Here is a 24654-nt window from a genome sequence, read left to right on the forward strand (position 1 = left end):
GTAATTCTGGTCGCACTGATTTGTCGGAGGGTCGCTTTCGTAGTCGTCGCAGTCGGTCCACGCGAGTGCCCCAGATGCGATATTCCCCTGAGTCCACACCACATCCGTCTCGCCCGCGCCCGTCAACTGGCAGGKCGAACTGGAATTGACGTTAACCTGCGTGGGATCAAGTGCGTTCCATGCTGCGGCGTCGATGTTCTCCTCGAGGTCAGCAGACACGGAACTCCCCAGACAATACGAGTGCGGATCCTCATCGGGGTGCGCACCAGTGTTGCCGTCTTGGGAACCTCACTCGTCAGCCATGGCTGGAGCAACGACGAGAAATCCTAGGCAGACAACGGCTGCCGAGCCGAGACAGAGACTACGCATTCTCAATGACCGCACTGGCGGACCCTCCCTCGCAACGACGCTTCGACCGACGCCATCGGATTCGCTCTTGGCCGATCGATAGCGACTCTACACCAGTGTGACGCGTGTCACTCTCGGCTGGTTCCGGGGTTGACACTGGATCCCATCGCGCGGAGTTCGAGACTCTCCCGCAGCTTCATGCGCCGCCTCAGCCTGAATCCACCGTTGGGGGCGTCGGGGTGAGCGTGGCGTAGAACGAGAATGCCCTTGCTGGGCGGGAGAATCGGAGTTCTCACACAACCGTTTCGCCACCGAGCAAGGGACACCTCGTAAGTGCAACCTTCCCACAAGGTCCGGCCCGTGTTCGATGACCCCAACCTGGTGTCGTCGGCTGGTCTGGTTCCCGCGCTGCGGCTGGCCGAGTCCGCTGGCCTGTACGACCTTCTCGCCGGGGTGACGGTGCCCTCGCCGAACGCGTCGGCGAAGGCGGCGTGTGTGGTGGGCGGGATGCTGGCCGGTGCGGACTCGATCGACGACATGGACCTGCTGCGGCACGGCGGCATGACTCGGTTGTTCGGCGGGGTCCGGGCGCCCTCGACGCTGGGGACGTTCCTGCGCTCGTTCACCCACGGACACGTCCAGCAGCTCGACGCTGTCAACGCCGCCTTGCTGGCGGGGCTGACCGAGCGGGTCCCGGGGCTGCTTGCCGGTGGAGACGGGTTCGCCACGGTCGACCTCGACGACACCGTCCGCGAGGTCCACGGCCACGCCAAGCAGGGCGCCGCGTTCGGATACACCCGGCAGCGGGGCCTCAACATCCAGCTCGCCACGATCTCGACGCCGCTGGCCGCGCCGGTGATCGCCCGGGCGAGGCTGCGGTCGGGGAACACCGCCTCGGCCAAAGGTGCGGGACGGCTGCTGGCCCAGGCCATCACCACCGCTCGTGCTGCCGGGGTGAGCGGGCAGATCCTCGCGCGAGCGGACTCGGCCTACTACGGGTGGGCGTTCGTCGGCACCGCCCTGCGGCACAAGGCGTGGTTCTCGGTGACCGCGCGGATGACCAAGACCGTCACCCGCGCGATCACCGCCATCCCCGCCGGAGCCTGGAGGCCGATCGAGTACCCGAACGCGGTGTTCGACGAGACCGAACAGCGTTGGGTCTCCGACGCAGAGGTCGCCGAGATCGGCTTCACCGCGTTCACCGGCCGCCGCAAGGCCGAGCACGTCACCTGCCGCCTCGTGGTGCGCCGCGTCAAACGACTCCAGCCACTGGCCTCCGACGGCACCGCGCAGGGTGAGCTGTTCGCTGCCTACCGCCACCACGCCTTCATCACCAACACCACGCTGCCGACGGTGAAGGCCGACCAGCATCACCGCGACCACGCCATCGTCGAGCAGGTCATCGCCGAGCTCAAGGACAACGCCTTGGCCCACCTACCGTCGGGGAAGTACACCGCGAACGCTGCCTGGGTCGCGCTCGCGGTCACCGCGTTCAACCTCGCCCGCGCCACCGGCGTCGCCGCATCGCTGCACCGCGCACGATGGGCCACCCTGCGCAAGAAGCTCATCGACGTCCCGGGCCGCATCGCGGCCACCGCCCGCCGGCTCGACCTGCACCTCCCCCTCGGCTGGCCATGGGCATCCGCCTGGGAAGCACTGTGGGCGACCGCGACCGCCCCACCAGCCCCAATCACGACCTGACCACCCAGCCCGCCCGGGCGTCACCCAGAACCACGTGGAAGAGCCGGACAGACCGGCGGCCACCCCCTGCCCAGCCACGCCCCAGGCCTCTCAAGCGCCGTTCAGGGCCGACGAGAAATCATCCATGGTGGATCCGGGCTCAGCCGATCGACGACTGGGCCTCGGAGCGATCGCCACGCGGCAACGAGCGCGACCGCGATGGACTTCGCGTCGTCGGCTAGAACGGCGGTCATGGGGCGACACCCACCCCGGGTCTCCGCGGCCTGTTCGTGGCCTGACGGCGAGAGAGCTTCGCCTTACGCATCCGGCGACGGGTCGAGTCGGCTCCGGACGGTGGGCAGGCCGAGGTTGGTGGCGGTGCGCTGCATCTGGGTGAGTTTCTGTTCGGCGGCGGCGCGGCTGGTTCGCAGGCCGTCGACCTCGCCGAGCCAGCCCCGATTGCTGGCCTCGGCGATCCGGCCGTCGAGGCTGTCGATGATCTGCTGAAGCCGTTGGTGCTGTGCGGGGTCGGGACGGAGCATGGGGCAGCGGATGCAGGCGTGTTCGTGTTGGCAGCCGGTGCCGTAGGCACGCCCGCAGGTGCCGAGTTCGAGTTTGCGTTGGGCGAAGTGGCCGAGGAACTCGTCCCATTCGCTGTCGGTGGGTTCGCGGTACTCCTGAGACGGCCGCAGTGCTCGCCGGCGGGCGATGTAGGCACGGTGGTGCTCGATCACGTCCTGGTCGTAGACCGCCGCATAGGTCTGGGTCGTCGCGATCGAGTCGTGGCCCAGGATCTTGGCGGTGATGTGCACGGGCAGGCCGGACGCTACGGCCTCGGTGGCGAAGATCCTTCGGAAGTCGTGGGGGCTGAACTTGGCCGGTGTGCCGCCGTTGTTGGTGATCTTCGCGGTGGTGACCAGCTCGTCGAGCAGCTTGATGACGTAGGAGGAGCTCATCGCGGTCCTGCCTATCCCATAGGGCCGTTGAAACAAGTACGGAAGCTCGGGGCTGTGCACGCGTTCGGCGCTGTCGTAGCGGCTGACCAGCGGCAGCTGCTCGTTGTCGCCGCGGACGTGGGAGATGATCTCGGCGAACGCCACTGCGAGCTCGGGGCCGATGACCAAGAGCCGCTCCTTGTCGGTCTTGGACGGGGTGATCTGCAGCATCGGGATCACCTCACCAGTCGAGGGCAGCCGGTAGGACACGAAGGAACGGTGGGTGATCTCGAGGACTTCCTCGATGCGTGCCCCGGTGTGACGCAGCACCTCGACCAGCGCCCACGCCCAGAACGCCCGGTCGGCCTCAAGGCTTAGGTTCCGGCGATTGTCCTGCGGCCGGTCGCTGGTGCCGCCGGACTCCGGATTGTCGACGTAAACGTGGCCACGACTGACCTTCCGGCCGCGGCTCCCGTCGTCGCTCAGGGTCGCTCGTCGTAGCGTGTGACCATCCTGGGTGAACGACTGGCCGGGCGGGGTCGCTGCGGCGGCATCGTGCAGTTCCTTGGCTGCCGCTCGGGTGTCGCTGGCTGCGTCGACGAGCCGTGGAAGTAGGGGCGCGAGTTCCCGGATGCGCTGGTGGGTGCGCGACCGCGACTGCTTGAGCATCTTGGTCATGCCGGCCAGGTCGCGGGAGTTGACCGGGGAGGGTGCGGCCCAGGTGGCCCATCGGGCGGAGTCCTCCAGCGCCCAGTGGGAGAGGTCGGCGTAGAAAGCACGGACGGCCATGAGGATCGTGTAGGGGTCCTCGCGCTTCTTCCCGACGCGGTTGCTGCCGTACAGCACCGGGCCGCTGAGCCTGGTCTTCCAGCGACGCGCGACCTCGTCGGTCAGGTGCAGGGACTCGATGCCGGGCTCGTGGATCTCCAGGTCGCGCCAGAACAAGAGGACGAGCTTGGCCGCGAGGTAGCGGATGGAGTTGTAGTCCATCGCGGCACGGCGTTCGTAGAGGTAGGCGACGAACAGGTCTCTGACCGGACGGCACACGACGTCGTAGCGGTCGACCATCTCCTCGATCGTCAACTGCCCTCGCCGTGACGCGGCGAAGATGGTCGGCGGGCTGTCGGCCGGCAGGATCGCGGCCTCCCGGAGCAGCGTGTACCAGCGGGGGTGAGACCGGCCACGGTAGCCGTCTTGCGCACGGTGGGCCTCGATGCAGTCCGGCAGGGTGATGTCGCCCAACGTGCCGCCGTTGTGGACCAGCATCCTGGTGAGCTGGTTCAACGCCTGGCGCCGGTCGCTCGGCAGCATCCGCGCATCCGCGTCGCAAAGACGCTCCATGTCGGCGAACCCCGCGGGATCACGCAGCGTCCGGAGCCGTTCGTAGAGTCTGGGTGTGGCCTGGGTCGCGTAGAGCCAGGAGTAGTCGGGACGGATCACGTCCAGCAGCAGGAGCCTGCCCGCAGCAGCGACAAGGTGCCCGTGTCTGTCGGGCTCGGCGGCCAAGGCGGTCCAGTCCCTTCCGGCTGCGTCCGCACCGGAGGCGTGCCACCGTTGCTGCCACGACTCCCCGGGGAACCTCAGCAGCCAACCGAGGAGGGTTTCCGCGAACAACACCTGGCTGCGGATCTGCTTCGACAACGTGGTGCCGTTCGCGGATTCCAGGTCGCGGACCGCGGCGAGCAACTCCTCATAGCTCATCTGGGAGGCGGCCCACACTGTCGGCCGGGCGATCGCCGGCGTCGGAAGCGTCGGGGTCGGCGCCTTGGGGCGTAGGCCACCGTTGTTGGCGGGCACGTTGCGCGACGGGCGCGCGGCCTTCTGAAGGTGGGCGACCGGGTCGATGTGGTCGCTCATGGCCGTGTCCCGCCGAACAGCACCGCCAGCACCTCGGCGGAGTATCCCGCCGTGTCCACAGGCGGTGGTGGTGTGGACGGCCGTTCAACCCGGTCGCGGTGATGGGCCAGCACGCGGGCGACGACCTCTTCCTCCCGCGGACGCAGATAGAGCTGGGTCGTGGTGATGTGGGCGTGGCCCAGCACCCACTGCACATCGGTCAACGACATGGCGGGGTCGTCGACCATCCGCTGAGCGGCGGTGTGCCTCAGGTCGTGCAGCGTCCAGGCCGTGCCCAGCGACTCGTTCGCCCGTTGCAGCATTCGCCGGGCTGCCGAGTAGGTCAGCGGGCGCACCGGACGTCGCCGGGTCAGCCACAACGCCTGCTCGCCGGCCGGACGCTCGGTCTGCTGCTCGTAGAGCCGAAGCCACACGAACGCATCCGCGGAGGCGGGTAGCCACTGCAACCGGCCCGAGCCCTTCCGACGTACGCCGATGCGCTGGTCGCCGGGATTCACGAGGTCCACGGTGACGCCGAGGAGTTCAGAGGCGCGGGCACCGGTCGAGACGTAGAACGCCAGCAGGGCACGGTCCCGGTCCGAGCGCAACGTAGCGAACAGCTCGTCGAAGAGCCCGTCGGGCAGGTGGCGAGGAATCCGCTCAGGCATCTTCTGCCGCAGTGGCGCCCGCGGTCCTGGCGCGAAGGGCTGCATCGGATTGTGATGCGCTTGGGACCTCCGTCCGGCTCGATGGACGGCGTCGGGGACCGGGTTGACCAGTGGCCCGTCGCCGGCGCGGGTCCGGTCGGCGTAGAACATCTTGACCACCGCGAGGGCGTGGTTGATCGTCGCCGGCGCGTACCCGCCCGGCCGGCCTGCTGGGCCCACCAGCCGCATCCACAACACGAAGTCGCGTGCCTCGATCCGGCCCGCGCGCTGCCAAGGCACCTCGATGACAGCCAGGAACCGCCACCAACGCAGCAGCGCCAGGCCATAGGACCGCAGCGAACTGAAGCTCGCGCCGCAGGCCACCATCGTGGCGAAGAACTCGCTGACCTCTTCGACCGGCTCGCCAGTCGCATCCAGCAGCACCGTGCCCGGCGCCGCGTCGATGCTGGCCACGGCGCCGATGGTCGGGACGACCAAAGCCGTCACGTCACGCTCCATCCCAGATGTCCTTCCGCTCGTCGTCGCGACGAACGGCAGCACGCAAAGCCTCGGGAACGGCGGACATCCCCATCGACCGGCGAGTCGTGCCGCACTGGTCGCCCGGGGACGGCTCAGGACACTCCAGTTGGTGCGGTCAATAGGTCGTGGGCAGCCAGGCTCTGCACCGCGGCGCAGCTGAGCCCGGTGAGGGCGGCCCGGGCGAACACCACGGTCACCGGGTGTCCCGCCCGGAAACGGGTCACCGTCAGCCCACCGTCGCCCACAACGCGCTCCGGGGCACCGGTGGGCGCACCGAGGATCGCGACGACGTCGGTGGCAGGCGCTGCGACGTTCGCGAGCTCCGCGACGGCCGCCATCGCAGCTGCGGCCCGCTGCTGCAGCGCCTGGTCGACCGACTCGGCGGCCCGACGGGTACGCCAGCCGTACGACCAGGCGAGCAGGACCTTGGCCAATGCCGCGACCACCAGGACGGCGCCACCCAGGTAGGCGATCGCCACGACGATGAGGAGGGCGTAGGCCGCTGGGTCGGGCACGGCTCTTCGGCCTTGACGGCCGCAGTGGTGGGATCGCTCAGAATCGCTCTGAGACAACGCGCCGGCGCCACCGAGCCCGTCAGGCCGGGTTCCTGGTCTCTCAGCGGCGCTCTGAGGCCGATTCGTGCACTGGGCGCAGGCTTCGGCGTCATCTCGACGCGGTGGGAGCGAGGTCCGCTACCTCGTTTGCCGGCGTCGTCGACGCCGGCGCACGGTCCTCGGCCGCGCGGCCGCGGGCGGCTGTCGCGGGCTCCTCGAGGTCCTCGCTCGGCTCCACGAGCTGGCGGTGCTCCTCGGCGCCGGGGACGCCGTAGCGACGCTCGGCCATCGCCTCGACCTGCGCGACGGCGTTCCACACGTGTTCGCCGGAGCCGTGGGAGTAGCAGGCGTTGAGGTGCTCGCGCGCGTGGCCGAGCTCCTTCTTGCTCGAGCGTGGGTGCTCCCCGAGGGCCTTGAGAGCGCGCTGCGCGCGACCGATGGCCTCCGAACGCTCCCTCGCCTGCATCGTTGCCTCTGTCATTCCCTCGGTCCCTTCTCAGTTCGGGTGCGCGGCTGCGCACCGAGCGGGTCGTCCTTGATCTCGCCGGTGTCCAGGTCGACCTCGACCAGGCGCGGTCGACCGACCGGCTCGGGCTGCTCATAGGCCCGTCGGTTGGCGGGCAGCGCGTCGACGTCGTGGGCGAAGGCGTTCTCACGCCGCTGGGTGCTGGCCTCGCCCAGGTGCTCGTTGTGTCGCGGCTTGGCCGGCCAGCTCTTGTGCTCGTCGTCGCAGTGGGCCCGCAGCCTGCTGCGCACGCGGTCGGTGAAGGCGGGCAGGCAGTAGCGGTGCCACTCCTCAAGCGCGTCGCTGGTCATCGCCAGCCCGGCGCGGCGACGCTGGTCGGCCAGCACCGCGATCTCGTGGACCAGGTGCGGGTGCAGGGGCCAGCAGCTGGGGATGAGCCCGGAGACGTCCCAGGTGTACTCGCGGTTGAGCCAGATCACGACGTCCTCGAGCCACTCCCACAGCTGGTGCCGCAGCTCGGGGTCCAGGCACGTGGCCGGCTCCCAGGGCCGCGGCAGCAGGGCGTGGTTGCCCAGAATCTTCTTCTGCTCCTCGGTGCCATTGATGGCGATGTGGAGCTCGCGGTAGGCCAACCGGACCCGCTCCCCGGGCACGGGGAACGGGAACACCATCGGGCTGGGCGCGGCCCCTCGGGCCTGTTCGGTCGTCACAGCTCACTCCTGGTCGGTTCGGTCTCGTCGTCGACGAAGCCGAGGCGGCGCGCCTCGACCAGGGCGGCGGTCGCCCGGGCCTCGGGGGTGATGACCATGCGGCGGTCGTTGGTGGGCCGCGCGCGCAGCGCCCGCTGGTCGGCCAGGAGCCGCTCGCCGGCCTTGCCCTCCACGCAGCGGTGCAGCTTGGCGATGATCGGCTTGCCGTTCTCCGCGATCACCAGGGCCCGCCGCTCGGGCAGCTGGCGGACCTCCTCGGGCCGCATGATGGGGATGTCGTCGCCGGAGAAGTTGCGGCTACCGCCGTTGAACCCGCCGGTGGAGTGGGTGACGCGGCCGATGCGGACTGTTCCGAGCAGGTCGGAGATCTCCTGGTTGAACGCGACGTCCTTGGACCCGCCGAACATCACCAGGGTGTTGGTGAGCCCGATCAGTGCCCGGGCCTCGTGCTCGCCGAAGATGCTGGTCAGCTGGGGACGGGTCTGGGCGGCCCAGATGAACGACAGGCCCAGCGCGCGCTCGTTGGCCATCCGGGTGCGCAGGGTCGGTAGCGGTGCGGTCGAGGGCAGCTCGTCGAGCACCGAGACCAGGGGCGGGCACAGCCGGCCGCCCCACGGTGAGCTGTTGGCCAGCAGCAGCCCGGTGTCCAAGACGTGCTCGGCCACCGCGGTCATCAGCGGGCTGGCCGAGGCGTAGGGGTCTTCGCGGCCCAGGAGGTAGATGGTGCCGCGTCGACGGATCACGTCGGCCAGGTCGGTGGCCGGGTGCCCGTGGCTGGGGACGCAGCGGCGGCGGATGTCGGCCTGGAAGAACAGGGACACCGCCTGCTGCACCGTGGTGATCGTGTTGCCCGCGGTGCGGTCGTCGCCGTTGAGTGCCCCGTGCAGCAGGCCGTGCCAGAAGGGCTCGGCGTGCGGGTGGCGCCGCAGGATCTCCATCGGCTGGCTGGCCGCGGTCGGGTTCGCGACCCACTGCAAGACGTCCTCGAGGGTCTTGCCGGTCAGGGCCGCGGCGTGGAAGTAGCCCTGCAGCACCTTCGCCGACTCCGCGGCGTAGAACCGGGCAGCATCATCCCCGGTGCCGCCGGTGATCGCACCCTTGACGGTGCCGGCGGTGAAGGCCTTGGCTCGCCGCTCGGCGACCTTGGGGTCCACACAGCCGGCGATCGGGTCCCAGATCAGCTCGTCGATGACGCCCTCGGCCAGCCCGAACGGGTCGAGGACCACGCACGGCCGGTCGTCGCGGGAGCGTTCGGTGAGGCTGAGTAGCAGGTCCTCGACCTTCGTCAGGGTGACTAGGGCAGCGCCCGGGGCACTGAGCAGCGCCGGGGTGAGCAGGTCGAGGGTCTTGCCGGAGCCCTGCGGGCCGATCACTCCGGCGGTGCGGTCCCACGGCACCCACAGCTCGCCGCCACGCGGCTCGTGCGCGTCCCCGATGCGCCAGCCCACGTCCCACGGGTTGAACCTCAGCTTCATCGCTCCTCCTTCGTCCGGCGGCCGTTCAGGAGCCACGGGCTGAGCCCGTGGCCGAGCTGCGGCCCGGTCTGTTCGGTGAGGTCGCCGGCTGTGCGCTGAACGGGTGCCGCCGTGGCGGTGGCGTGCTTGCCGGAGAGGTCGGGCCGGACGATGCCGGCGACCTTGCGCAGCCGAGTGACGCCCAGGATCTTCTCGGCCTCTGCGGCGGTGGCCATGCCGCGCATGCGTCCCGGGCCCCACCGCTGGTAGGCCCAAACGCCGACCCAGATGGTGGCGCTCAACAGCGCGACCTCGGTCATTGCGAGGCTGACCCAGACCAGGCCGCGGCCAGCCAGGCCGTCCGGTGCTGTTGTGGGCAGGCCGGCGTCGGCGTGCCCGCCGAGCACGCTGGGGAGGCTGGTCCAGAAGGCGGTGCCGATCGGTGAGGGGAACGCGCCGGCGTTGGCGTCGGGCCACGTCCAGCCGGCGCCGGCGAGCAGGTTCGCGACGGAGCGGCCCAGTTGGATGCCGATGACGATGACGAACAGGGCCGCCAGGGCCACGGCTACAGGGATCTCCCAAGTCCAGGGGTAGGGGTCGCGTCGTCGCTCTCGCTGCATTGGATTCCACCTCCAGGAATCGTGGGTGGTCGAAGTTCTGGCTGGTCACCTATGTGTCGGGAGGGCCTGGCAGCGATCACACGGACCGGCTCGGCTTCGAGGCGTTTTCAGCCAGCCAGGTCGAGGGGTCGACGTTGTCGGGTCCGTAGATGGAGCCGTTCTCGAGGTGGACCTCGAAGTGAAGGTGGCACCCGGAGCCGTTTCCCTCCTTGCCGACCTCACCGATCGGCTCGCCGGCAGCGACGGTCTGGCCGCGGCTGACGGTGACGCTCTGCATGTGCGCGTACCAGGTGGTCAGAGAGCCGGCGCCGGTGGTGACTTTGACCAGCTGCGGGCCGGCCCAGCTCTGGCTGGTGTCGATCTCGATGGTTCCGGCGTGCGCGGCGTAGACGGTCGTGCCGCACGGGGCGGAGAAGTCGGTTCCGGTGTGCCAGTTGGTCCAGTAGGGGCCGGTGTCGTGCCAGTTCTTCCGGTCGGTGCCGATGTACTGCGCGGGCACCGGGTAGACCACCTCGTCGCAGGACGCGCCCTCGAGGCCGACCGGGGAGACCTTGGCGTTGGGGAGCACGTTGATGTGGTGGTGGTCGAGGTGGTTCGCGGTGGCCGAGCCTCGGTCCTCCATTTGTCGCCAGCCCTCGTCGGCTCGCGCGACCGACCAGATGCGCTGGTACCAGATGATGTAGTCGATCCCGAGCTCGCGGGCGTGGGCCTGGGCGTACGCTACGAGCGCGTCGCCTTGGGCCTTGCCGGCGGGCGTCAGCGGGACCATGAAGTCGGCCGCCAGGCCGGCCGGGTGGCCGTGGGGGTCGGTGGCGCTCTCGCGGTAGCCGCCGACGGTCTTGATGTCGAACATGGGGCCGAGGATGTTGACCAGCTGCGTCAGCTGCGGCTTGACCGGGCCGAGGTTGTAGTTGGTCTCGGTCGCGACCGCGCAGCCCGCGCTGCTGCCGGCGGTGGTGGCGACCACGAGTGGGTGGTCGGCGAGCTTGTTGGCTTGGGTGCTGTTGTCGACCTGGGCGCTGGCCCAGGTGAGGTTGGCGCCGTAGATGTGGTCGATCGGCGCGTCCTGCTTGGGCTTCTTGCAGGGCTCCGCTGATCCGCCGAAGGCGTTGCTCAGCTCAGGGGTCAACGCGCAGTGTGAGGAGTTGTTGCCGTCCTTGCCGTCGTTGAAGTCGCCCAGGATCACCGCCGGGGTTCCGGTGCCGGCGAGCTCGGTCATGGTGGCCAGCTGGCGGCGCAGCGCCTCCTTGCGGTGCCCGGCAGCGTTCCCTTGCGTGTTGGCGGGGTTGTGGATGCTCCAGACCCAGATGACCTGCCCGGCGTTGACGCTGTCGGCCGCACCCGTCAGCTGGACGACCGGCATCCCGACCTCCTTGCCGTTGAAGTACGGGATCTGGACGAGGCGTGAGTCGGTCATCTCCCAGCTGCCGCGGTCCCAGATCACCTTGTTCTGGGTGTTGCCGGTGGCCGGGTACATGCCCCACTTAGCCGAATAGCGGTCAGCCAGGGCCTTGGCCTGGGGGCCGTGGACCTCCTGGAGTCCGGCGACGGTGACGCCGGCGTTCTCGATCGCGCTGAGTGCCCCGGGCAGCCGCTTGTCCCAGGTGGCGTACCCGGCTTTCTCGTTGCCGCCGCCCGCCTCGTTGTCGGTGTGGCCAGCGCCCAGGATGTTCAAGGTCCCGACGGTGATCGGGTTGACGGTGTCCTCGCAGTTGCTCGCGTTCGAGACCGCGCCGTCGACGTCTGGCAGGTCGGGTAGGGCGCCGCCGAGGAGGTCGGTGATGTCACCGGCGACGTCCCACTGGGCGTAGGCGTCGGGGAAGCCGGAGCGCTGCACGGCCTGGGCCGCCTGCGTGAGCGGCATGTCCTGCCAGCCGGGGATGTCGAGCAGGCCGGGGTTGCCGGTGTGCTGGGCCTTGCCGAAGAAGGCACGCGCGGCGAGCACTGGGTTGGTGACCTCGGCACGGCTCCCCCAGCCGGTTGAGGGACGCTGCTGGAACAGGCCGCCGGAGTCGCGGTCGCCGCCTGTGAGGTTGACCAGCTTGGACTCTTGGATCGCGGTGGCGATCGCGATCTGCAGCCCGTATCGGGGAACCTGGAGGTCGCGGGCGACCTGGGCGATGGTGATCGCGTTGCGGGCCTGCTCGGTGGTCAGGGTCGGGTAGCTCGAGGCGAACCGCAGTCGCATCAGCTGGGCGAGCACGTCGCCGGACGGGGGCTCGGCCGACGTCCTTGTGGTGTGGGCGGCGTTCACCACACCTTCGCTGGTGGCCGCGGTCGTGGGGGCGCTCTCGGGGCCGGCGCCGTTCATTGCGATGCGGGCGGCGATCCAGTGGTGGTCGGAGACCATGGTCCCGTCCCAGCCCTGCGCTAGGCGGACGCCTTGGTGCTGGGGGAAGAAGATGAAGTCGACCGAGTGGTTGTGCCGGCCTTCATCTTGGCGGCCGCCGTCCACGGGAGGTCGGTGTAGGAGGCGTGGGTGTTCATGTCGCCGCCGATGAGCACCGGGCCGTGGGTGGCCAGGGAGTTGCGCAGCTGCAGCAGGATGTCCATGCCGGCGCCGTACTGCTGGGGCCGGGTCAGCGGCGGGTTGCCGTGCTGGCGGGGGTACTTGTGCGGGTTGGTCATGTGGTGGGTGGAGATCACCGACACCACGGCGCCGTCGGCGGCGCGTTCGAGGATCACCCAGGTGGCGAACCGGTCCCAGGTGACCGGGCGGCCCGTGTAGTAGGTGTTGTCGTCGATGGCGAGGGTGACCCGGCCACCGTTGGCCTTGGACCAGGTGTCGCGCTTCCACAGCACGACGTTGCCCATCGAGTTGTTGTCGCCGGTGTGGTCGGCGACCCGGAACGCTCCGTAGCCGGGGGCGGCGGCCTCGATCTGCGCCAGGCTCCAGCCGCTGGCCTCGTTGAGGCTCACGAAGTCGGGGTTGGTCGACAACACCCGGGGCATGGAGGCGCGGAAGCCGTCGAGGCCGGAGCGGCGCGGGATGTTGGCCTGCGCCATGGTGATGTTGCCCTTGACCGGGCCGCCCACGGGGCCGTCGATGACACCGAGGTCGCCGAGCTCGGTGGGTGCGGTCTCGCTGGTCTGGGTGCGGCACTCGGCGGCCGCGGTCGTCGTCATGACCACCATCAGGGTCACGACGAACGGCAGGGCCATGAAGACGATCAGGACCGGCAGTCCGGCGAGGAGTAGCTTCTTCACGACAGGTCAGTCCCGAGCGCCTCAGCCGGCGGCCTCGATGGCCTCGTTGGTGTAGTAGAGCTTCTTCTCCAGCGGGTGGAGCACCGTCTGGACCTTGTAGGTGGCGTCTCCGACGCACCACAGCGCGCGGCCCTTGTCCTGCATCGCCCACCCGGAGACGAGGTCCTGGGCGATCGGGCCGAAGCCGAGCATCGAGTCGAGCTCGCGCGCGACGCGCGGCTTCTGGCCGCCGAGGATCTTGACGTCGGCCAGCTCGAGGAGGTCCTTGGCGATCATCGCGGCCTGGGAGTCGGCGTCGCCTACCGAGAGCAGGTCGGACGGCTTGTGGAGGTTGGCGAACTGGATGTCGCCGCCCTTCCCGGCCATGCCGCGCGAGAGCCGCAGGTCGGCGTCGAAACTCATCACCGCGGAGACGCCGAGGCGCATCTGCTTCCAGACCTCGTCGCGCACGACGATGCGCAGGTCGCCGGGCTCGGCGATCTCGCGCAGTCCGCGGCCCCAGGAGTTCATGCACAGCAGCGCGATGCCCACCGCCTCGTCGCCGAGTCCATCGAGTCCATCGAGTCGGGAGAGGCTGAACGACTGGATCGGGGCGCGCCAGTCGACCTCGATGTTGGTGAAGTCGTCGAAGAGGCCGGCGAGGGTGCCGGTGACCAGCTCGCCGAGCGCGTTGCGCAGCAGCCGGGTCTGGTCGAGGAACTGGCGGGTGTTCCCGTACTCGCACGCCCGGACGAGTTCCTCGGTGGGGTTGCGCAGCAGGTCCCACAGCCGCGGGATGGTGGTCTCGGTGAGGATCGAGTTGCCGGCGGCGTAGCCGGTGAGGATCGCCAAGGCGTTGCGGACGACGTCGCTCTCGTCGGGTCCGAACGGCACTCGGCGCTGGTCGTCGAGCTTCATGCTGCCGACGAGGCCGCGGATCAGGACCAGCCAGCGCTTGAAGATGATCGTCGTGCGCCGTTGGGCTTCCTCGGCCGAGAGCTTCTCCCAGTCGTGGCCGAGCGGGCCCATGGCCAGCGGGTTGATTCGTGCCCAGAAGCCGGGGGCGATGACGAACGGCTCTACGCCGAGCGCGCGGCACAGTGACTCGTACTCGTCCTTGGGGTCACCCAGGACCAGGGTGCGGTAGCCGAAGGGCATCATCCGGGTGCAGAACGCCTTGGTGGTGCCGGACTTGCCGGTGCCCGGCTTGGCGAACTGGAAGATGTTCGGGTTGGTCGCCGACACGTCGTCGCGCAGCACCCAGCCGAAGGGGTCGCAGTAGAACGAGCCGCCGGAGAGCTGGTCGACGCCCATCTGCGCCCCGGTCGGCGGCAGGGCCGGCGCGGACACGAACGGCCAGAACACCGGTGCCTGGTCACTCGTCATCCGCCAGGCCTGCGCCGGGGCGGTGGCGGGCGCCCAGCCGCGGCCGCGGCGGGCTGCACCGCGGCGCGGGGCGTACTTGAAGATCCGGGGCTCCTTGGCCTCCGGGGCGAGCGGGGGGATCGTGGGCAGGTCGTGGCCGAAGTCGGAGAGCAGGGCGGCCATGTCGCGGCCGCCGCCGCGGTTCCGGCGGGTCGTGGTGGGCATCAGGCGTCTCCGCTCCGGGTCAGGCTCATCCCGACGGGGATGGTCGAGGCGGCGAAACCGACGTCCTGGGCCAGGTCGAGCCGCAGGGGCGCAAACCCGGCGCGGCGGATCGAGGCGTCCAGGCGGCGGCCGAACTCTGTGATCCGCAGCGTCTTGGGAACCGTGACCGTGCACACGGCGTAAGGCCGGACCAGCGCGTTGCCGTGGGCCAGCTTGGCGTCCAGGCCGCGGGCCTTGTGGGCCTCCTCGCGCTGCTTGGCACGGGTCTTGCGGCCGAGCTTCTCGTTCATTCCCTCAGCCAGGTCTGCGGCCCACTCGGCGTTGCCGGACTGCCGGTCGGCCTTGGACTGGGACACGATCGGGAAGGCGACGACGAACGAACGTCGCTCACCGGACTCGCTCGGGGCGAGGATCGGCGCCAGGGCGCCCATCGCCACGCCGCGGGTCGGGAGCTTGATGGTGGAGCTGATCGAGTTCCACGCGTCGTGGCTGTAGTGCCGCACCGTCGCATCGGCTCCCGAGGGCCCGGCCAGCGCCCACGGGACGTCGGCGTTCACGCTCGGGTCCTTCTCTCGCATGGCGAGGGCCTCGACGATGCCGGCGCGATCGCCTGGGGCGAATCCGGTCCGGGACGCCAGGGCGAGCTCCGGCGAGGTGAGCCAGCGGACCGACGTCATCCCCATCGGGCCCCGCAGCTGGGCCTCGATCTCGGCCATGAGCAGGTAGAGCTCGCGGCAGCGGCCCTCGAAGCCACCGCCGGACTCCTTGGCCGACCGGGCGATCCGGGTCTCCGGGACGACGATTGTCACGAACTGCTCGGCGCGGACCGACGCCTGGGTGAGGCCCACTGCGAGGTCGCTGGCGACGATCTCGGACAGCTGGGGGGCGTTGTCGCGACGGTGCTTGTTGACCCACAGGTCGCGCTCGGCGCCGTCCTCGGGGACGGTGCGGACCATGAACAGGATCTCGTCGATCTTCTCGGTGCGGCCGGCGACGTCGAGCAGCCCGGCCAGCGCCTCGCCGTAGCGACTGCGCTCCTCGGTGTCCTTCATGCCGATGCCGGGGTGGACGATCGAGGCGGTGACTGCCCAGGTCTTCGTGGCGTCATCGTGGATCACTCCGACCCGCTGCAGCTGGGAGCCGTGCGGCGGGCCGTCGTGGATCTTGATGCCCTGCAGCACCCCGGGGAGGTCGGGGGTGTCGAGGTCTTCGGCGCGGCCCTCGGTGGCCTTGGCACGGAACGAGGTCCAGCCGAGCAGGCCGCCGATGGCGTACATCGTCGAGGCGAACACCCAGCCAGTGGCCGAGCGGCCCCGGACCGGGATGACGGTGATGGCCAGCAGGAACAGCCAGACCAGGGCGAACAGGAACGCGGAGAACCACGCTCCGCGGCTGATCGCCCAGAACGCCGGCAGGCTGGCCAGCGCCAGGAACATCAGCTGGCCTCCGGAGAGGCCGAAGAACCAGCCGATGCGGTCGCGCTGGTAGTCGGCGTAGATGGTCATCGTCGGTTTCCTTCCGGGTCACTGCATGTCGATCGGGGCTGGTGGCAGGTGGTGCGGCGCATCGGCTACACCGCCACCGGGGGGATCGCGCCGCCAGCTGCACCGGCTCCGCCGGCACCTCCGGCCGCTCCCCCGCCGCCGCCTGCGGCAGGGGTCTTGGGCGCTGCTCCGGCACCACCGCCGCCCTGCCCGCCCGAGCCGCCACCCGAGCCACCGCCGGGTCCGCCGCCGGTGGGCAGCGTCGGCGGGGTGGGCGGGGCAGGCGGGGCAGGCGGGGTCGGCAACGGCGAGTCGTCGTCCCCGCTGTTCTGGGAGCCGGGGTGCGTGCCGCTGCTCTGGTCGCCCGACTGGCCACCGGACTGGCGGCCGCCCATGTTGCTGAAGTCGGGTCCGTAGGTGCTCTGCCCGACGCCGGCCTGGTTGGACTCGTCCGACACCAGGGACGTGGCCTTCGCTCCGGCGCTGCTGACCATCCCGAGCCCGGCAGCGAACGCCTGTCCGACCGGGCCAAAGCTGCCGAGGACGCCCTGGGTGGACTTGTTGAACCGGTCGCCGGTCGAGGCCTCGGCGCTCTGCTCACCCGACGAGCGGCCGTTGCCATCGGTGGTCGAGGCCGCCGAGCCGCCGGCACCGCCGCCGCTGAGCATGCCCTGGAGGCCGCCCTGGATGGCCATGCCCTGCCGGAACGAGGCGCCGCTGGGGGTGCCGGGGTCCACGAACGCCAGGAGCTTGAACAGCGCCAGCGGCGCGACGACGCTGATCAGGATCGTCATGACCGCCGGCAGGGCCGTGCCGAACGCCTTGGCGGTGCCGTCGGCGAGGTGGGCAGCGACGCCGTTGGCGAACTGCACGCCGATGCCCAGCACCATCACCATGAGCACCGGGGTGAATGCCGCGGCGTGGAACCAGCGCAGCGACTTCCAGAACCAGGAGCGGGTGAAGTCGGAGACCAGCCCGGCCGCGGAGAGCGGGCCGGTGGCGACCAGGACAAGCAGCGATGCCGCGCGGGCGAGGTAGACCAGGACGTGTCCGATCGCGGCGATCCACAAGAAGATCCCGAGGAAGGCCAGCGCGGTGGCCACGCCGGCGTCGGTGATGTCGTCGACGCCGAGGCCGGCCATGGGATCCCAGTCGGGCCAGGTCTGCACCTTGAGCAGCGACTTCATCAGCGCCTTGGTGATAGCGCCACAGGCCGCGACGATCATGACGCAGTAGCCGAACCAGCAGGCGCAGACCAGGACGAACTGGCCGGCGCCGATGAACGCCCGCGCGAGGCCCATGCCCTCGCGTTTGAAGGCCGCGGCGCCGAGCTGGATCATCGCCAAGATGACCACCAGGACGAGCGCGAGCCAGAGGGTGAAGGCGTAGACATCCTTGCCGGGTCCGTCGTCGCTCAGGTCGGGGGTCAAGAACAGCTCGCTGAACGTGAGCACGATGCGCAGCACGAACAGGCCGGAACTCCAGACCGCGAGCATTGCTGCGGTCCAGGCATCGGCCGCCGCCTTGGCGATGACGTCGCCGATGTTCTCGAACGGGTTGGGGATGTCACCGAGGCCGGGGATGCCGGCGCCGAAGAGGTCCCCCACGTTCGGGAGTCCGGGGATGCCGGGTACCCCCGGGACGCCAGGGAGTCCGATCCCCGGGAGCCCGGCGTCGCAGATCGCGTCGAGCAGCCCACACCCGCCGACTCCCGGCACCACTCCCCCGACTCCCTTGGCGCAGTCGGTGAGACTGGGGTTTTCGAGGCACTCCTGGACGCCCTCGACCTGGTTCTCGATCTCGTCCTTGACGCCACCGGCCGCGTCTTTGCCGCATTCGACCGGGTCCTTGGCACAGTCGAGGGCGTCGCCGCCGAGGTCGCACAGTTCGTCGGGACCAAGGCAGCCCATCTTGAGGGGGTGGGCCGGCAGCTGGCTTGTGCTCTCGACCGTGGCGATCTGCGCTGTGCTGGCTGCCGTGCTGGTCGCCGGCTCGGCCGCGGCGGCTGGCGGCTGGATGGTCGTGGCGGCTCCGAGAAGCGTGGTGAGGACCAGGACCGCCAGGGCGCCGATGCCCAGCCTGGTGACCCGGTGGAAGAGGTCGGCGGTGCTCACTGGGGTGCTCCGTTGATCGGGATCCAGCCGGCCTGCTTGTACTCCGGGGTGCCCGGCGCGACTGCCTTGGGCTGTCCGGTGGAGACCATGTGCTCGATGTCTGCGGTGCTGCCCTGGACCAGGCGCCAGTCGCCCACGCCGTCGACCTCGAGCCACCGCATGAGCTGGGTGCCGGCGTAGAGGCCGTCGCTGACCTTGCCGTTGGCAGTGGTGAGGGTGACGTAGCTGAGCAGGTTCACCGCGTAGTAGCCGGTGTCGAGCTCCTCGAGGGTGTAGGCGATCGGCGTCACGGCGTACGACGCGGGTGGGGGGACGTCCCCCTCCTTCGGGACGCCGGCCTGCTGACGGCGCAGCGCGACAGCGTCGCGGGCGCGCTGCTCGAAGACGGCCTTGTCCTCGGGGTTGGCGTACAGGCCAGCGACGGCGGCGGCCTGGTCGTAGTCGAACCCGACCTGCGCCTTGGCGACCTCGACTTGCAACGCGACCGCGCCCAGGTCGGTCTGGGGGAACCGGGTCGGGTAGCCGTCGACCTGGTCGGCGCCGGTCGGGATCACGACGCCGTCTGCGGGTGCGCTCTCCGGGGCGACCTGGTCGACCGAGACGTTCTGCCCCTGCTGCCCGGTCTGGCTCGAGGAGTCCCCGGTGGTTTTGTCGGTGCCGGTGTTGTCATCGGTCCGGCCGCGCGCTCCGAGCCAGACGGCGGTGGCCACGAGGGCGGCGATCGCCACCAGGACTCCCACGCGCAGCAGGGTGGTGCGGGACTCCCCGTTGATCCGGTTGCTCATCTCAGTGCTCCCCTTCCGTGTCGCCGGGGTGGGCGGGTTCGGTGGTGTGGTCGGTGGACCAGGTGCGCCAGCCGGCCTCGTGTGCCAGCTGGGTGCCGGGCCAGGTCGCGGGTGCGGGTGCCGGCGGGGTGCCGGGGGCGACCATCCAGCGGCCGCCGACCCACTGCATGCGCTCGCAGTGCGCGAAGGCGATCTGGCCTTCGGACTTGTAGGTGGCGCTGACCTTCATCAGTACGCAGACCGTCGCCCAGTCGGGGCCGTCGGTTCCCTTGACCAGCGCGGCGGCCGGCTCCAGGGTCACCGAGGCGCTGGGGTCCTTGACTTCGCCCATCCCGGTGCTGGAGAGGAACGCGCGGACGCTGGCGGTGATCCACCAGTCCTGGGTGCGGACCCCACCTGGCAGCGCCCAGGTGTTGTAGACCTCCTCGGCGGTGCTCAGGCTCATCGACTGCAGCACCGCGAGGTCGATCTGGGCGAGCTGGCCGATCGCGCCCTCCGGGGTGTGTGGGAACCCGGTCATCACGAACGCGGGTCCGTTGACTCCGGTCCCGGTCGGGATCTTGATCTCGGGTGCCTTGGCGCTGGTGGTCTCGGCCGGGAACGCAGCGCTCTCGGGGACGGTCAGCATCGGCTCGGCCGCGATCTCATCGCGGTGCGCAGCACCGCGGACCACCATCGAGCGCTCGGTCTCGCCGGTGGCGACGCCAGTCTTCGCGCTGGCCTCGTCACCGATGCCGGTGACCGCCAGGTAGATCGCGTACGCGAGGCCGCCGAGCAGGAGCGCAGCCACGGCGACGGCGGCGGCCAGGATGCCGAGCAGCCGGCGCCGGCTCCACTCGCTGGTGCCTTCTGCCTTCTTCGTGGCTGCGCGCCGCATCAGATGCAGCCCTTGCCGAGGATTCCGTTGAGCATGCCGGGCAGCACCAGGTAGGCGATCGCGCACGCGAACACGACCACCACCGAGATCACGCCGACCTTGGAGGCGTGCGGCAGGGAGAACACTCGGCCGGCGATGATCGCGCCGATGGCGATGATGATGCCGAGCCCGAACAGGACGATGACGCCCCACAGCACGTAGCTGGTGATCTCGTTGGTGGGGCCGACAGCACCCGGGGGCGCCTTCGGGCAGACAGCCATCACAGTGGTTGCGGTTGCGGTCATGACGTCCATGGGTGGACTTCCTTTCTGGGTTGCTGACCCCGGGCGGGTCAGGCGCTTTCGCTGGTGTCGGTGGGCAGATGTGCGGGCTCGAGCAGCTGACGTGCTGCCGAGATCAGGGGGGCCGGGACAGGGCGGGAGTCCAGTCCGTTGACCGCGAACTCGCGGTCCTCGGGGATCTCCACGCACCGGTCCGCGTCCAGGGCGCGGCGTACGGCGGGGCCGCCGGAGTGAGCGAGGCCGCGCGGCCACTTCTTGCGGCGGGGCCCGCGGACGGCGAGGGCGATCTGCTCGGGCTGCCAGGAGCCGGCCAGCAGGTCCATGGCGACTCCGGCGCGACGCATCCCGGGGACGGTGGCGGTGGTGACCAGGACGATCTGGTCGGCGGCGCGGACGGATTCGGCCAGCCAGCAGTCGGTGGCCAGCAGCTGACCGGCCTCCCAGCCGATGTCGAGGATGGTCAGCTGGGTCTCGTTCTGTGCCTCGGTGGGCAGCGGGACCTCGTCGACGCCGGCGAGGACCTCGCTGGCGCGCTCGAGCAGGACGTGGTCGCGCTTGCCCTGACGCCAGTCGGTCGGGTGAAGGCCGAGCTCGGCGGTGCTCGCCGCGGCGAGTCCGGAGGCGGTGACCGAGCAGCACTCGATGACTCGGACCGGGGCGGCTGCGGCGRGGCSGKTGGCCAGGGCGACGGTGCTCGCGCCGACTGAGCCGGCGGACCCGATCACGGCGATGGTGTGCTCGCCTTCGGGCGGTGACCAGTTGTCCTCGGCGGCGACGCTGCGGCTGCGGGGACCCCTGCCGGCGCCGGGGCCGGTGCGGAACTCGCCGGCGTTCAGTGCGTGCCAGGCTCGCTTGAGCTCGTCGACACCGACCGGGCGGCTCGGGGTCTGGGTGCTCACTGGGCCTCCCCGAGGGTGCCGCGGCGGAAGTCGAGCGCGGCGCGGACCTCGGCCGGGGTCAGGGTCGCCAGCTGCGCCTTCGCGGCCTGGACTTCGTGCAGCTGGGCGACGCAGCCGGTCAGCTGCTCGATCGCCTCGATCTCGCGGCCGGCGATCGCGAACAGCTCGGCGATCTGCTCCGGCGTACGGGTCTCGCCGTCGTGGGTGTTCGTCATGGGCTTCACCACCTCCAGTCGCCTATGTGTCGCGGGGTGGCGCGAGCGATCACTTCCGGGCTTATTCGTCATGGCTGAACTTCCTCGGGGCGGCCTCGGCGAGGGCGCGCATAGTGCGCGAGCCGTGGCGACGGACGGTTGCCTCAGAGACCCCGATGCGGGGGGCGACCCGGCTGGACACCTCGTTGCTGAGCAGGCCGCCGTACCCGCGCGCCAGCCTGCGGGTCTCGACTCGGTCGGCCTCCTCGACCAGGCACAGCAGCAGGTACCGGTCCGCGGGGCTGATGACCTTGTGGGCGCAGGCCCACGCGAGCAGCTCCAGGAGCTCCTCGGTGGCCGACGGCTCCTCCTGCTCGGGTCCGGCGTCGGCGAGGATCTCGGGGCGGTGGAACAGGGCGCCGGCGACCCGCTCGGTCGGCATCTCGGCCGAGTAGCCGGCACCGCCGTCGGCGCCAGTGAGGTCCCCCGATGCGAAGGACTCCACGAGGGTGGTGTTGGTCCAGGTGCGGTCGGCGCGGGAGACGTAGAAGAAGTCGCCGACCTCGCGGAGGACACCGACGCGGGTGTTGATCAAGATGTTGGCAGCGACCTTGCGGAGCCGGCGCCACCTGAACGTGCGTACCTCGATCCACAGCTGGGAGGCCACCAGCTCGTCGATCCGCTCGACTGCTGACCAGGTGCCGGCCATGACCGGCTGGCTGTCGCGCAAGACCTCGCGCGGCGGGAGGATGCTCAGCCAGCCCGCGAGCCGGCAGGCGCCGGGCAGCAGGCACTTGGCGAGAGCGGCCGCGGCCGCAATGTCGTCACCACCATCAGGGGCCGCCAACATGGCCAGCGCCAGGAGGACCTCGTCGGAGGCTGCATGGTCCACCGCCGGCAGCCAGGTGCGGAGGTCGTCGAAGTCGTCGACCACGCCGAGCCGCGGATCGGCCGCCACCCAGGCCGGCCACTTCTGGCGGGCCTGGTCGAGCAGTTCGCTGTTGTCGTCGAGGTCGAGCTGGTCGCCCACACTCATCGCGCTCGCTCCTTTCGTCCGTGGCTGAGCACGGCAGAAAGGTCGCGAGCGGGCGTCCCCGCATCCGTCCCCCCAAACGCCTGATTTCGAGGGGGGACGCCTGCTCGACGGGGATACGGTCGTTGCGTTTGCGCAGGTCAGAGCGGGGGGACGCCCCCGTCCCCCCGAAAAATGAAGAAGTTCCCGCCCGACCCTTGCGCGGCCGTCTTATGCGCGGCGGTTGTGGCGATACACCCAGAACGAGGCGGGCGAACTTCGCCTCAAGAACACTGAGCCCGCAGAGGTTGGGTCAGCCGATGGCTCGCAGCGACGCTGACTCTTCGGCGCCCAGTTCTCCTGCTCCCGACCTGCCAGATGATCTACCTTCTGAGTCAGTTGAGGAGGTGTCGGCGGTGCCGAGACGAGGAGACAGCCTGGAGACCAGGTGGACCCGCTGGCCACATACCAAGGCCAAGCACGACCTGCTGGTTCGCTACCTGGGGGCGTGGTTCCCGATCATGGGCCGCTCGGTGCGCAAGGCGATCGTGCTCGATGCGTTCGCCGGCCCCGGCAGATACGACCACGGTGAGGAGGGGTCGCCGATCCTGGTGCTCAATGCGCTGCTCGAGCACAAGGACTTCGCCAACTGGTCCAACTGCGAGTTCGTGTTGCTGTTCAACGAGCTCGACCCCGAGCGGTTCGAGTCGCTGGAGGGTGTGCTCGGCGAGCTGCGCACGGCCAACGACCCGTGGCCGCCCAACGTCCGCCTGCTCGACCCGCAGAATCAGTCCTTCGAGGAGCTCGGCCGCCAGATGCTCGACAGCCTCAAGGGCAACAACATGGCGCCGACGTTCGCGTTCATCGACCCGTTCGGGTACAAGGGGTTGCCGCTGGACCTGGTCGCCGAACTCGTCAGCTTCCCGATGTGCGAGCTGTTCATCTACTTCGACTTCAACTCGATCAACCGGTTCGCCACGGCGAACGTCGTCGACAAGCACTTCGACCGGCTCTTCGGCACCGACGAGTACCGCAACGCCCCGCCGGCCGGCGATCCGGCACGGCAGCAGTTCCTCCACGACCTCTACGAGCGGCAGCTCAAGCAGGCCGCCAACTTCGCCCACGTCCGCAGCTTCGCGATGGTCAACGACACCGGGCACATCGGGAACTACATGTTCTTCTGCACCCGCAACCGGCGGGCCTTCGATCTGATGAAGGGCGCAATGTGGAAGATCGACCCGTCAGGGGAGTACCGGTTCGAGGACAGCCTTGCCGGCCAAGACGTGCTCTTCGAGGACGAGAACGCCACCGGCCCGCTGCGCGACTACCTGCTCGAGCACTACGCCGGCAAGACCGTCCCGATCCAACAGCTCGTCGACCACGTAATCGACGAGACGCCCTTCCACAGCAGCCAGGTTCGCCGCCAGACCCTCGCGCCCATGCAGCGAGAGGGGCTCATCAGCGCGACGGGGCAGCAGCGGAAGTGCACCTACCCCGAGGGCGTCTCAGTGGTGTTCCCCGACTAGACGCTGGCCAGCTGCGGCATCGCATCCCAGGTACGGCCCTCGAGCTCGCGGCCGTTGGCCTTCGGCGTGCGGCCACCCCACTGCTTGAAGAAGAACGCCACACCGGCCTCCATGCACTGGTCGCGGATGTCGAGCACCCAGTCGGGATCCATCGGCCGTGCCCGCGGGCCGGACTCCCCGCCCACGATGCACCAGTCGATCCCCTCGAGGTTCATCGCCGGCAGCGCGGTGATCAGCGGCTCACACGACAGGAACTTCACCGCGGCCGGCGTCGCACGGAGGTGGTCGATCCGGTCGACGGCGTCGAACGACTCGACCGAGACCCCCATCCACACGTTGTCCGGCCAGGTGAGCTTGTCGGCTAGCTTTGCGAGACGCGAGGCGCGCTTGGTGAGCACCTGGTAGGTGTGCTGCGGCGTCTCGGCCATCACGTCGAAGACGTCGCGGACGAAGCTGATCGGCACCTTCGCGTGGAACAGGTCGCTCATCGAGTTCACGAATACGACCTTCGGCGACCGCCACTTCCGCGGCTGCTCAAGGGCGGCCGGATGGACCGTGACTCCGAAACCGGGCCCGGAGGTGCGCGGGTCGCCGTCGTTCTGATACTTGGCGACGCCCATCGCCTTGAGGCGCTTGGCAAGGGCCAGCGCGTAACAGTTGTCGCAGCCCGCGGCGACGCGGTCGCAGCCGGTGACGGGGTTCCAGGTGACTTCGGTCCACTCGATCGAACTATTAGTCGCCACGGTTCGCTCCTCAGAAAGGCGGCTCATCGTCACAGTAGTGGGACCCACCGACCATGTCGGGGAGGCCGAGCACTTGGGCCCGGCTCCACGGCCCCGGACGGCAGTCGACGCGGCGCCGGTCCGGCGCCGGCGCAGCTTCCTCCCCAACCCAGCCGCCGTGAGCTTCTGGTTCT

General features: G+C 69.9%; 22 protein-coding genes. 2 read left to right on the plus strand and 20 right to left on the minus strand.

All coding sequences use genetic code 11. The features are described from left to right. A partial coding sequence (locus L615_RS23750; protein ID WP_222430481.1) for a hypothetical protein occupies window positions 1-219 on the minus strand: 219 nt, incomplete at its 3' end. 462 nt (window positions 220-681) lie between these two features. On the opposite strand from L615_RS23750, the gene L615_RS07300 reads away from it, so the two are divergent. Then, entirely contained in the window at window positions 682-2049 is a 1368-nt protein-coding gene (locus L615_RS07300) for an IS1380 family transposase (RefSeq protein WP_145724635.1), read from the plus strand. 296 nt (window positions 2050-2345) lie between these two features. Here the strand turns inward: L615_RS07300 and L615_RS07305 are convergent, their stop codons facing one another. The 18 genes from L615_RS07305 to L615_RS07390 all read right to left on the minus strand — a co-directional run bounded on the left by L615_RS07305 (window position 2346) and on the right by L615_RS07390 (window position 22236). Further along, on the minus strand, window positions 2346-4820 hold the full coding sequence (locus L615_RS07305) for a site-specific integrase (RefSeq protein ID WP_145724637.1): 2475 nt from the start codon (window positions 4818-4820) through the stop codon (window positions 2346-2348). Continuing rightward, a complete protein-coding gene (locus L615_RS07310; RefSeq protein WP_135831088.1) occupies window positions 4817-5965 on the minus strand; it encodes a site-specific integrase in 1149 nt (382 codons plus the stop codon). Before L615_RS07310 ends, L615_RS07305 begins: the two co-directional genes overlap by 4 nt. A gap of 113 nt (window positions 5966-6078) precedes the next feature. Next, the gene (locus L615_RS07315) at window positions 6079-6501 is read right to left on the minus strand and encodes a hypothetical protein (protein ID WP_145724638.1); all 423 of its coding nucleotides are present in this window, start codon (window positions 6499-6501) and stop codon (window positions 6079-6081) included. Window positions 6502-6649: 148 nt separating this feature from the next. Continuing rightward, the gene (locus tag L615_RS07320) at window positions 6650-7021 is read right to left on the minus strand and encodes a hypothetical protein (RefSeq protein ID WP_145724640.1); all 372 of its coding nucleotides are present in this window, start codon (window positions 7019-7021) and stop codon (window positions 6650-6652) included. After that, window positions 7018-7716, minus strand: coding sequence for a hypothetical protein (locus L615_RS07325; RefSeq protein WP_261376589.1), 699 nt, complete (start codon window positions 7714-7716; stop codon window positions 7018-7020). The genes L615_RS07320 and L615_RS07325 overlap by 4 nt, the downstream gene beginning before the upstream one ends. Next, a complete protein-coding gene (locus L615_RS07330; protein ID WP_145724641.1) occupies window positions 7713-9191 on the minus strand; it encodes a type IV secretory system conjugative DNA transfer family protein in 1479 nt (492 codons plus the stop codon). Before L615_RS07330 ends, L615_RS07325 begins: the two co-directional genes overlap by 4 nt. Then, window positions 9188-9733 carry a hypothetical protein gene (locus tag L615_RS07335; protein WP_145724643.1) on the minus strand — a complete coding sequence of 182 codons (546 nt, stop codon included), beginning with the start codon at window positions 9731-9733 and terminating at the stop codon, window positions 9188-9190. The genes L615_RS07330 and L615_RS07335 overlap by 4 nt, the downstream gene beginning before the upstream one ends. A 133-nt stretch (window positions 9734-9866) precedes the next feature. After that, entirely contained in the window at window positions 9867-12140 is a 2274-nt protein-coding gene (locus L615_RS07340; RefSeq protein WP_145724644.1) for a M23 family metallopeptidase, read from the minus strand. 20 nt (window positions 12141-12160) lie between these two features. Continuing rightward, window positions 12161-12997, minus strand: coding sequence for an endonuclease/exonuclease/phosphatase family protein (locus L615_RS07345; RefSeq protein WP_145724645.1), 837 nt, complete (start codon window positions 12995-12997; stop codon window positions 12161-12163). 21 nt (window positions 12998-13018) lie between these two features. Further along, complete coding sequence (locus tag L615_RS07350) at window positions 13019-14566, minus strand: ATP-binding protein (RefSeq protein ID WP_145724646.1); 1548 nt, start codon at window positions 14564-14566, stop codon at window positions 13019-13021. Next, window positions 14566-16071, minus strand: coding sequence for an SCO6880 family protein (locus tag L615_RS07355; RefSeq protein WP_145724647.1), 1506 nt, complete (start codon window positions 16069-16071; stop codon window positions 14566-14568). The genes L615_RS07350 and L615_RS07355 overlap by 1 nt, the downstream gene beginning before the upstream one ends. Window positions 16072-16136: 65 nt before the next feature. After that, on the minus strand, window positions 16137-18164 hold the full coding sequence (locus L615_RS23175) for a hypothetical protein (RefSeq protein WP_186449771.1): 2028 nt from the start codon (window positions 18162-18164) through the stop codon (window positions 16137-16139). Continuing rightward, the gene (locus tag L615_RS07365; protein WP_145724648.1) at window positions 18161-18949 is read right to left on the minus strand and encodes a hypothetical protein; all 789 of its coding nucleotides are present in this window, start codon (window positions 18947-18949) and stop codon (window positions 18161-18163) included. Before L615_RS07365 ends, L615_RS23175 begins: the two co-directional genes overlap by 4 nt. Before the next feature lies 1 nt (window position 18950). Continuing rightward, window positions 18951-19826 (minus strand): hypothetical protein, encoded by an 876-nt coding sequence (locus tag L615_RS07370; protein WP_145724649.1) that lies wholly within the window; start codon window positions 19824-19826, stop codon window positions 18951-18953. Further along, on the minus strand, window positions 19826-20119 hold the full coding sequence (locus L615_RS07375) for a hypothetical protein (protein WP_109691870.1): 294 nt from the start codon (window positions 20117-20119) through the stop codon (window positions 19826-19828). Before L615_RS07375 ends, L615_RS07370 begins: the two co-directional genes overlap by 1 nt. A gap of 38 nt (window positions 20120-20157) precedes the next feature. Further along, on the minus strand, window positions 20158-21006 hold the full coding sequence (locus L615_RS07380; RefSeq protein WP_145724650.1) for a hypothetical protein: 849 nt from the start codon (window positions 21004-21006) through the stop codon (window positions 20158-20160). Continuing rightward, the gene (locus L615_RS07385; RefSeq protein WP_145724651.1) at window positions 21003-21221 is read right to left on the minus strand and encodes a hypothetical protein; all 219 of its coding nucleotides are present in this window, start codon (window positions 21219-21221) and stop codon (window positions 21003-21005) included. Before L615_RS07385 ends, L615_RS07380 begins: the two co-directional genes overlap by 4 nt. 61 nt (window positions 21222-21282) lie before the next feature. Next, window positions 21283-22236, minus strand: a complete 954-nt coding sequence (locus L615_RS07390) for a hypothetical protein (RefSeq protein WP_145724652.1) — start codon at window positions 22234-22236, stop codon at window positions 21283-21285. Between the two features lie 392 nt (window positions 22237-22628). Here L615_RS07390 and L615_RS07395 point away from each other — a divergent pair, with 392 nt between their 5' ends. After that, window positions 22629-23738: a three-Cys-motif partner protein TcmP gene (locus tag L615_RS07395; RefSeq protein ID WP_145724653.1), complete on the plus strand. Its 1110-nt coding sequence runs from the start codon at window positions 22629-22631 to the stop codon at window positions 23736-23738. Here L615_RS07395 and L615_RS07400 read toward each other — a convergent pair. Next, window positions 23735-24508 carry a phage Gp37/Gp68 family protein gene (locus L615_RS07400; protein WP_315897777.1) on the minus strand — a complete coding sequence of 258 codons (774 nt, stop codon included), beginning with the start codon at window positions 24506-24508 and terminating at the stop codon, window positions 23735-23737. The two genes, L615_RS07395 and L615_RS07400, sit on opposite strands and share 4 nt — an antisense overlap. Window positions 24509-24654: the final 146 nt, after the last annotated feature.

Source organism: Nocardioides sp. J9 (assembly GCF_007829375.1).
Lineage (GTDB): Bacteria > Actinomycetota > Actinomycetes > Propionibacteriales > Nocardioidaceae > Nocardioides.

Coding starts and splice junctions, on each gene's coding strand:
- L615_RS07350 (WP_145724646.1), bottom strand. CDS start 14,566: ATGCCCACCACGACCCGCCGGAACCGCGGCGGCGGCCGCGACATGGCC.
- L615_RS07375 (WP_109691870.1), bottom strand. CDS start 20,119: ATGGACGTCATGACCGCAACCGCAACCACTGTGATGGCTGTCTGCCCG.
- L615_RS07385 (WP_145724651.1), bottom strand. CDS start 21,221: ATGACGAACACCCACGACGGCGAGACCCGTACGCCGGAGCAGATCGCC.
- L615_RS07305 (WP_145724637.1), bottom strand. CDS start 4,820: ATGAGCGACCACATCGACCCGGTCGCCCACCTTCAGAAGGCCGCGCGC.
- L615_RS07400 (WP_315897777.1), bottom strand. CDS start 24,508: ATGAGCCGCCTTTCTGAGGAGCGAACCGTGGCGACTAATAGTTCGATC.
- L615_RS07330 (WP_145724641.1), bottom strand. CDS start 9,191: ATGAAGCTGAGGTTCAACCCGTGGGACGTGGGCTGGCGCATCGGGGAC.
- L615_RS07310 (WP_135831088.1), bottom strand. CDS start 5,965: ATGGAGCGTGACGTGACGGCTTTGGTCGTCCCGACCATCGGCGCCGTG.
- L615_RS07365 (WP_145724648.1), bottom strand. CDS start 18,949: ATGAGCAACCGGATCAACGGGGAGTCCCGCACCACCCTGCTGCGCGTG.
- L615_RS07390 (WP_145724652.1), bottom strand. CDS start 22,236: ATGAGTGTGGGCGACCAGCTCGACCTCGACGACAACAGCGAACTGCTC.
- L615_RS07355 (WP_145724647.1), bottom strand. CDS start 16,071: ATGACCATCTACGCCGACTACCAGCGCGACCGCATCGGCTGGTTCTTC.
- L615_RS07370 (WP_145724649.1), bottom strand. CDS start 19,826: ATGCGGCGCGCAGCCACGAAGAAGGCAGAAGGCACCAGCGAGTGGAGC.
- L615_RS07340 (WP_145724644.1), bottom strand. CDS start 12,140: ATGGTCTCCGACCACCACTGGATCGCCGCCCGCATCGCAATGAACGGC.
- L615_RS07320 (WP_145724640.1), bottom strand. CDS start 7,021: ATGACAGAGGCAACGATGCAGGCGAGGGAGCGTTCGGAGGCCATCGGT.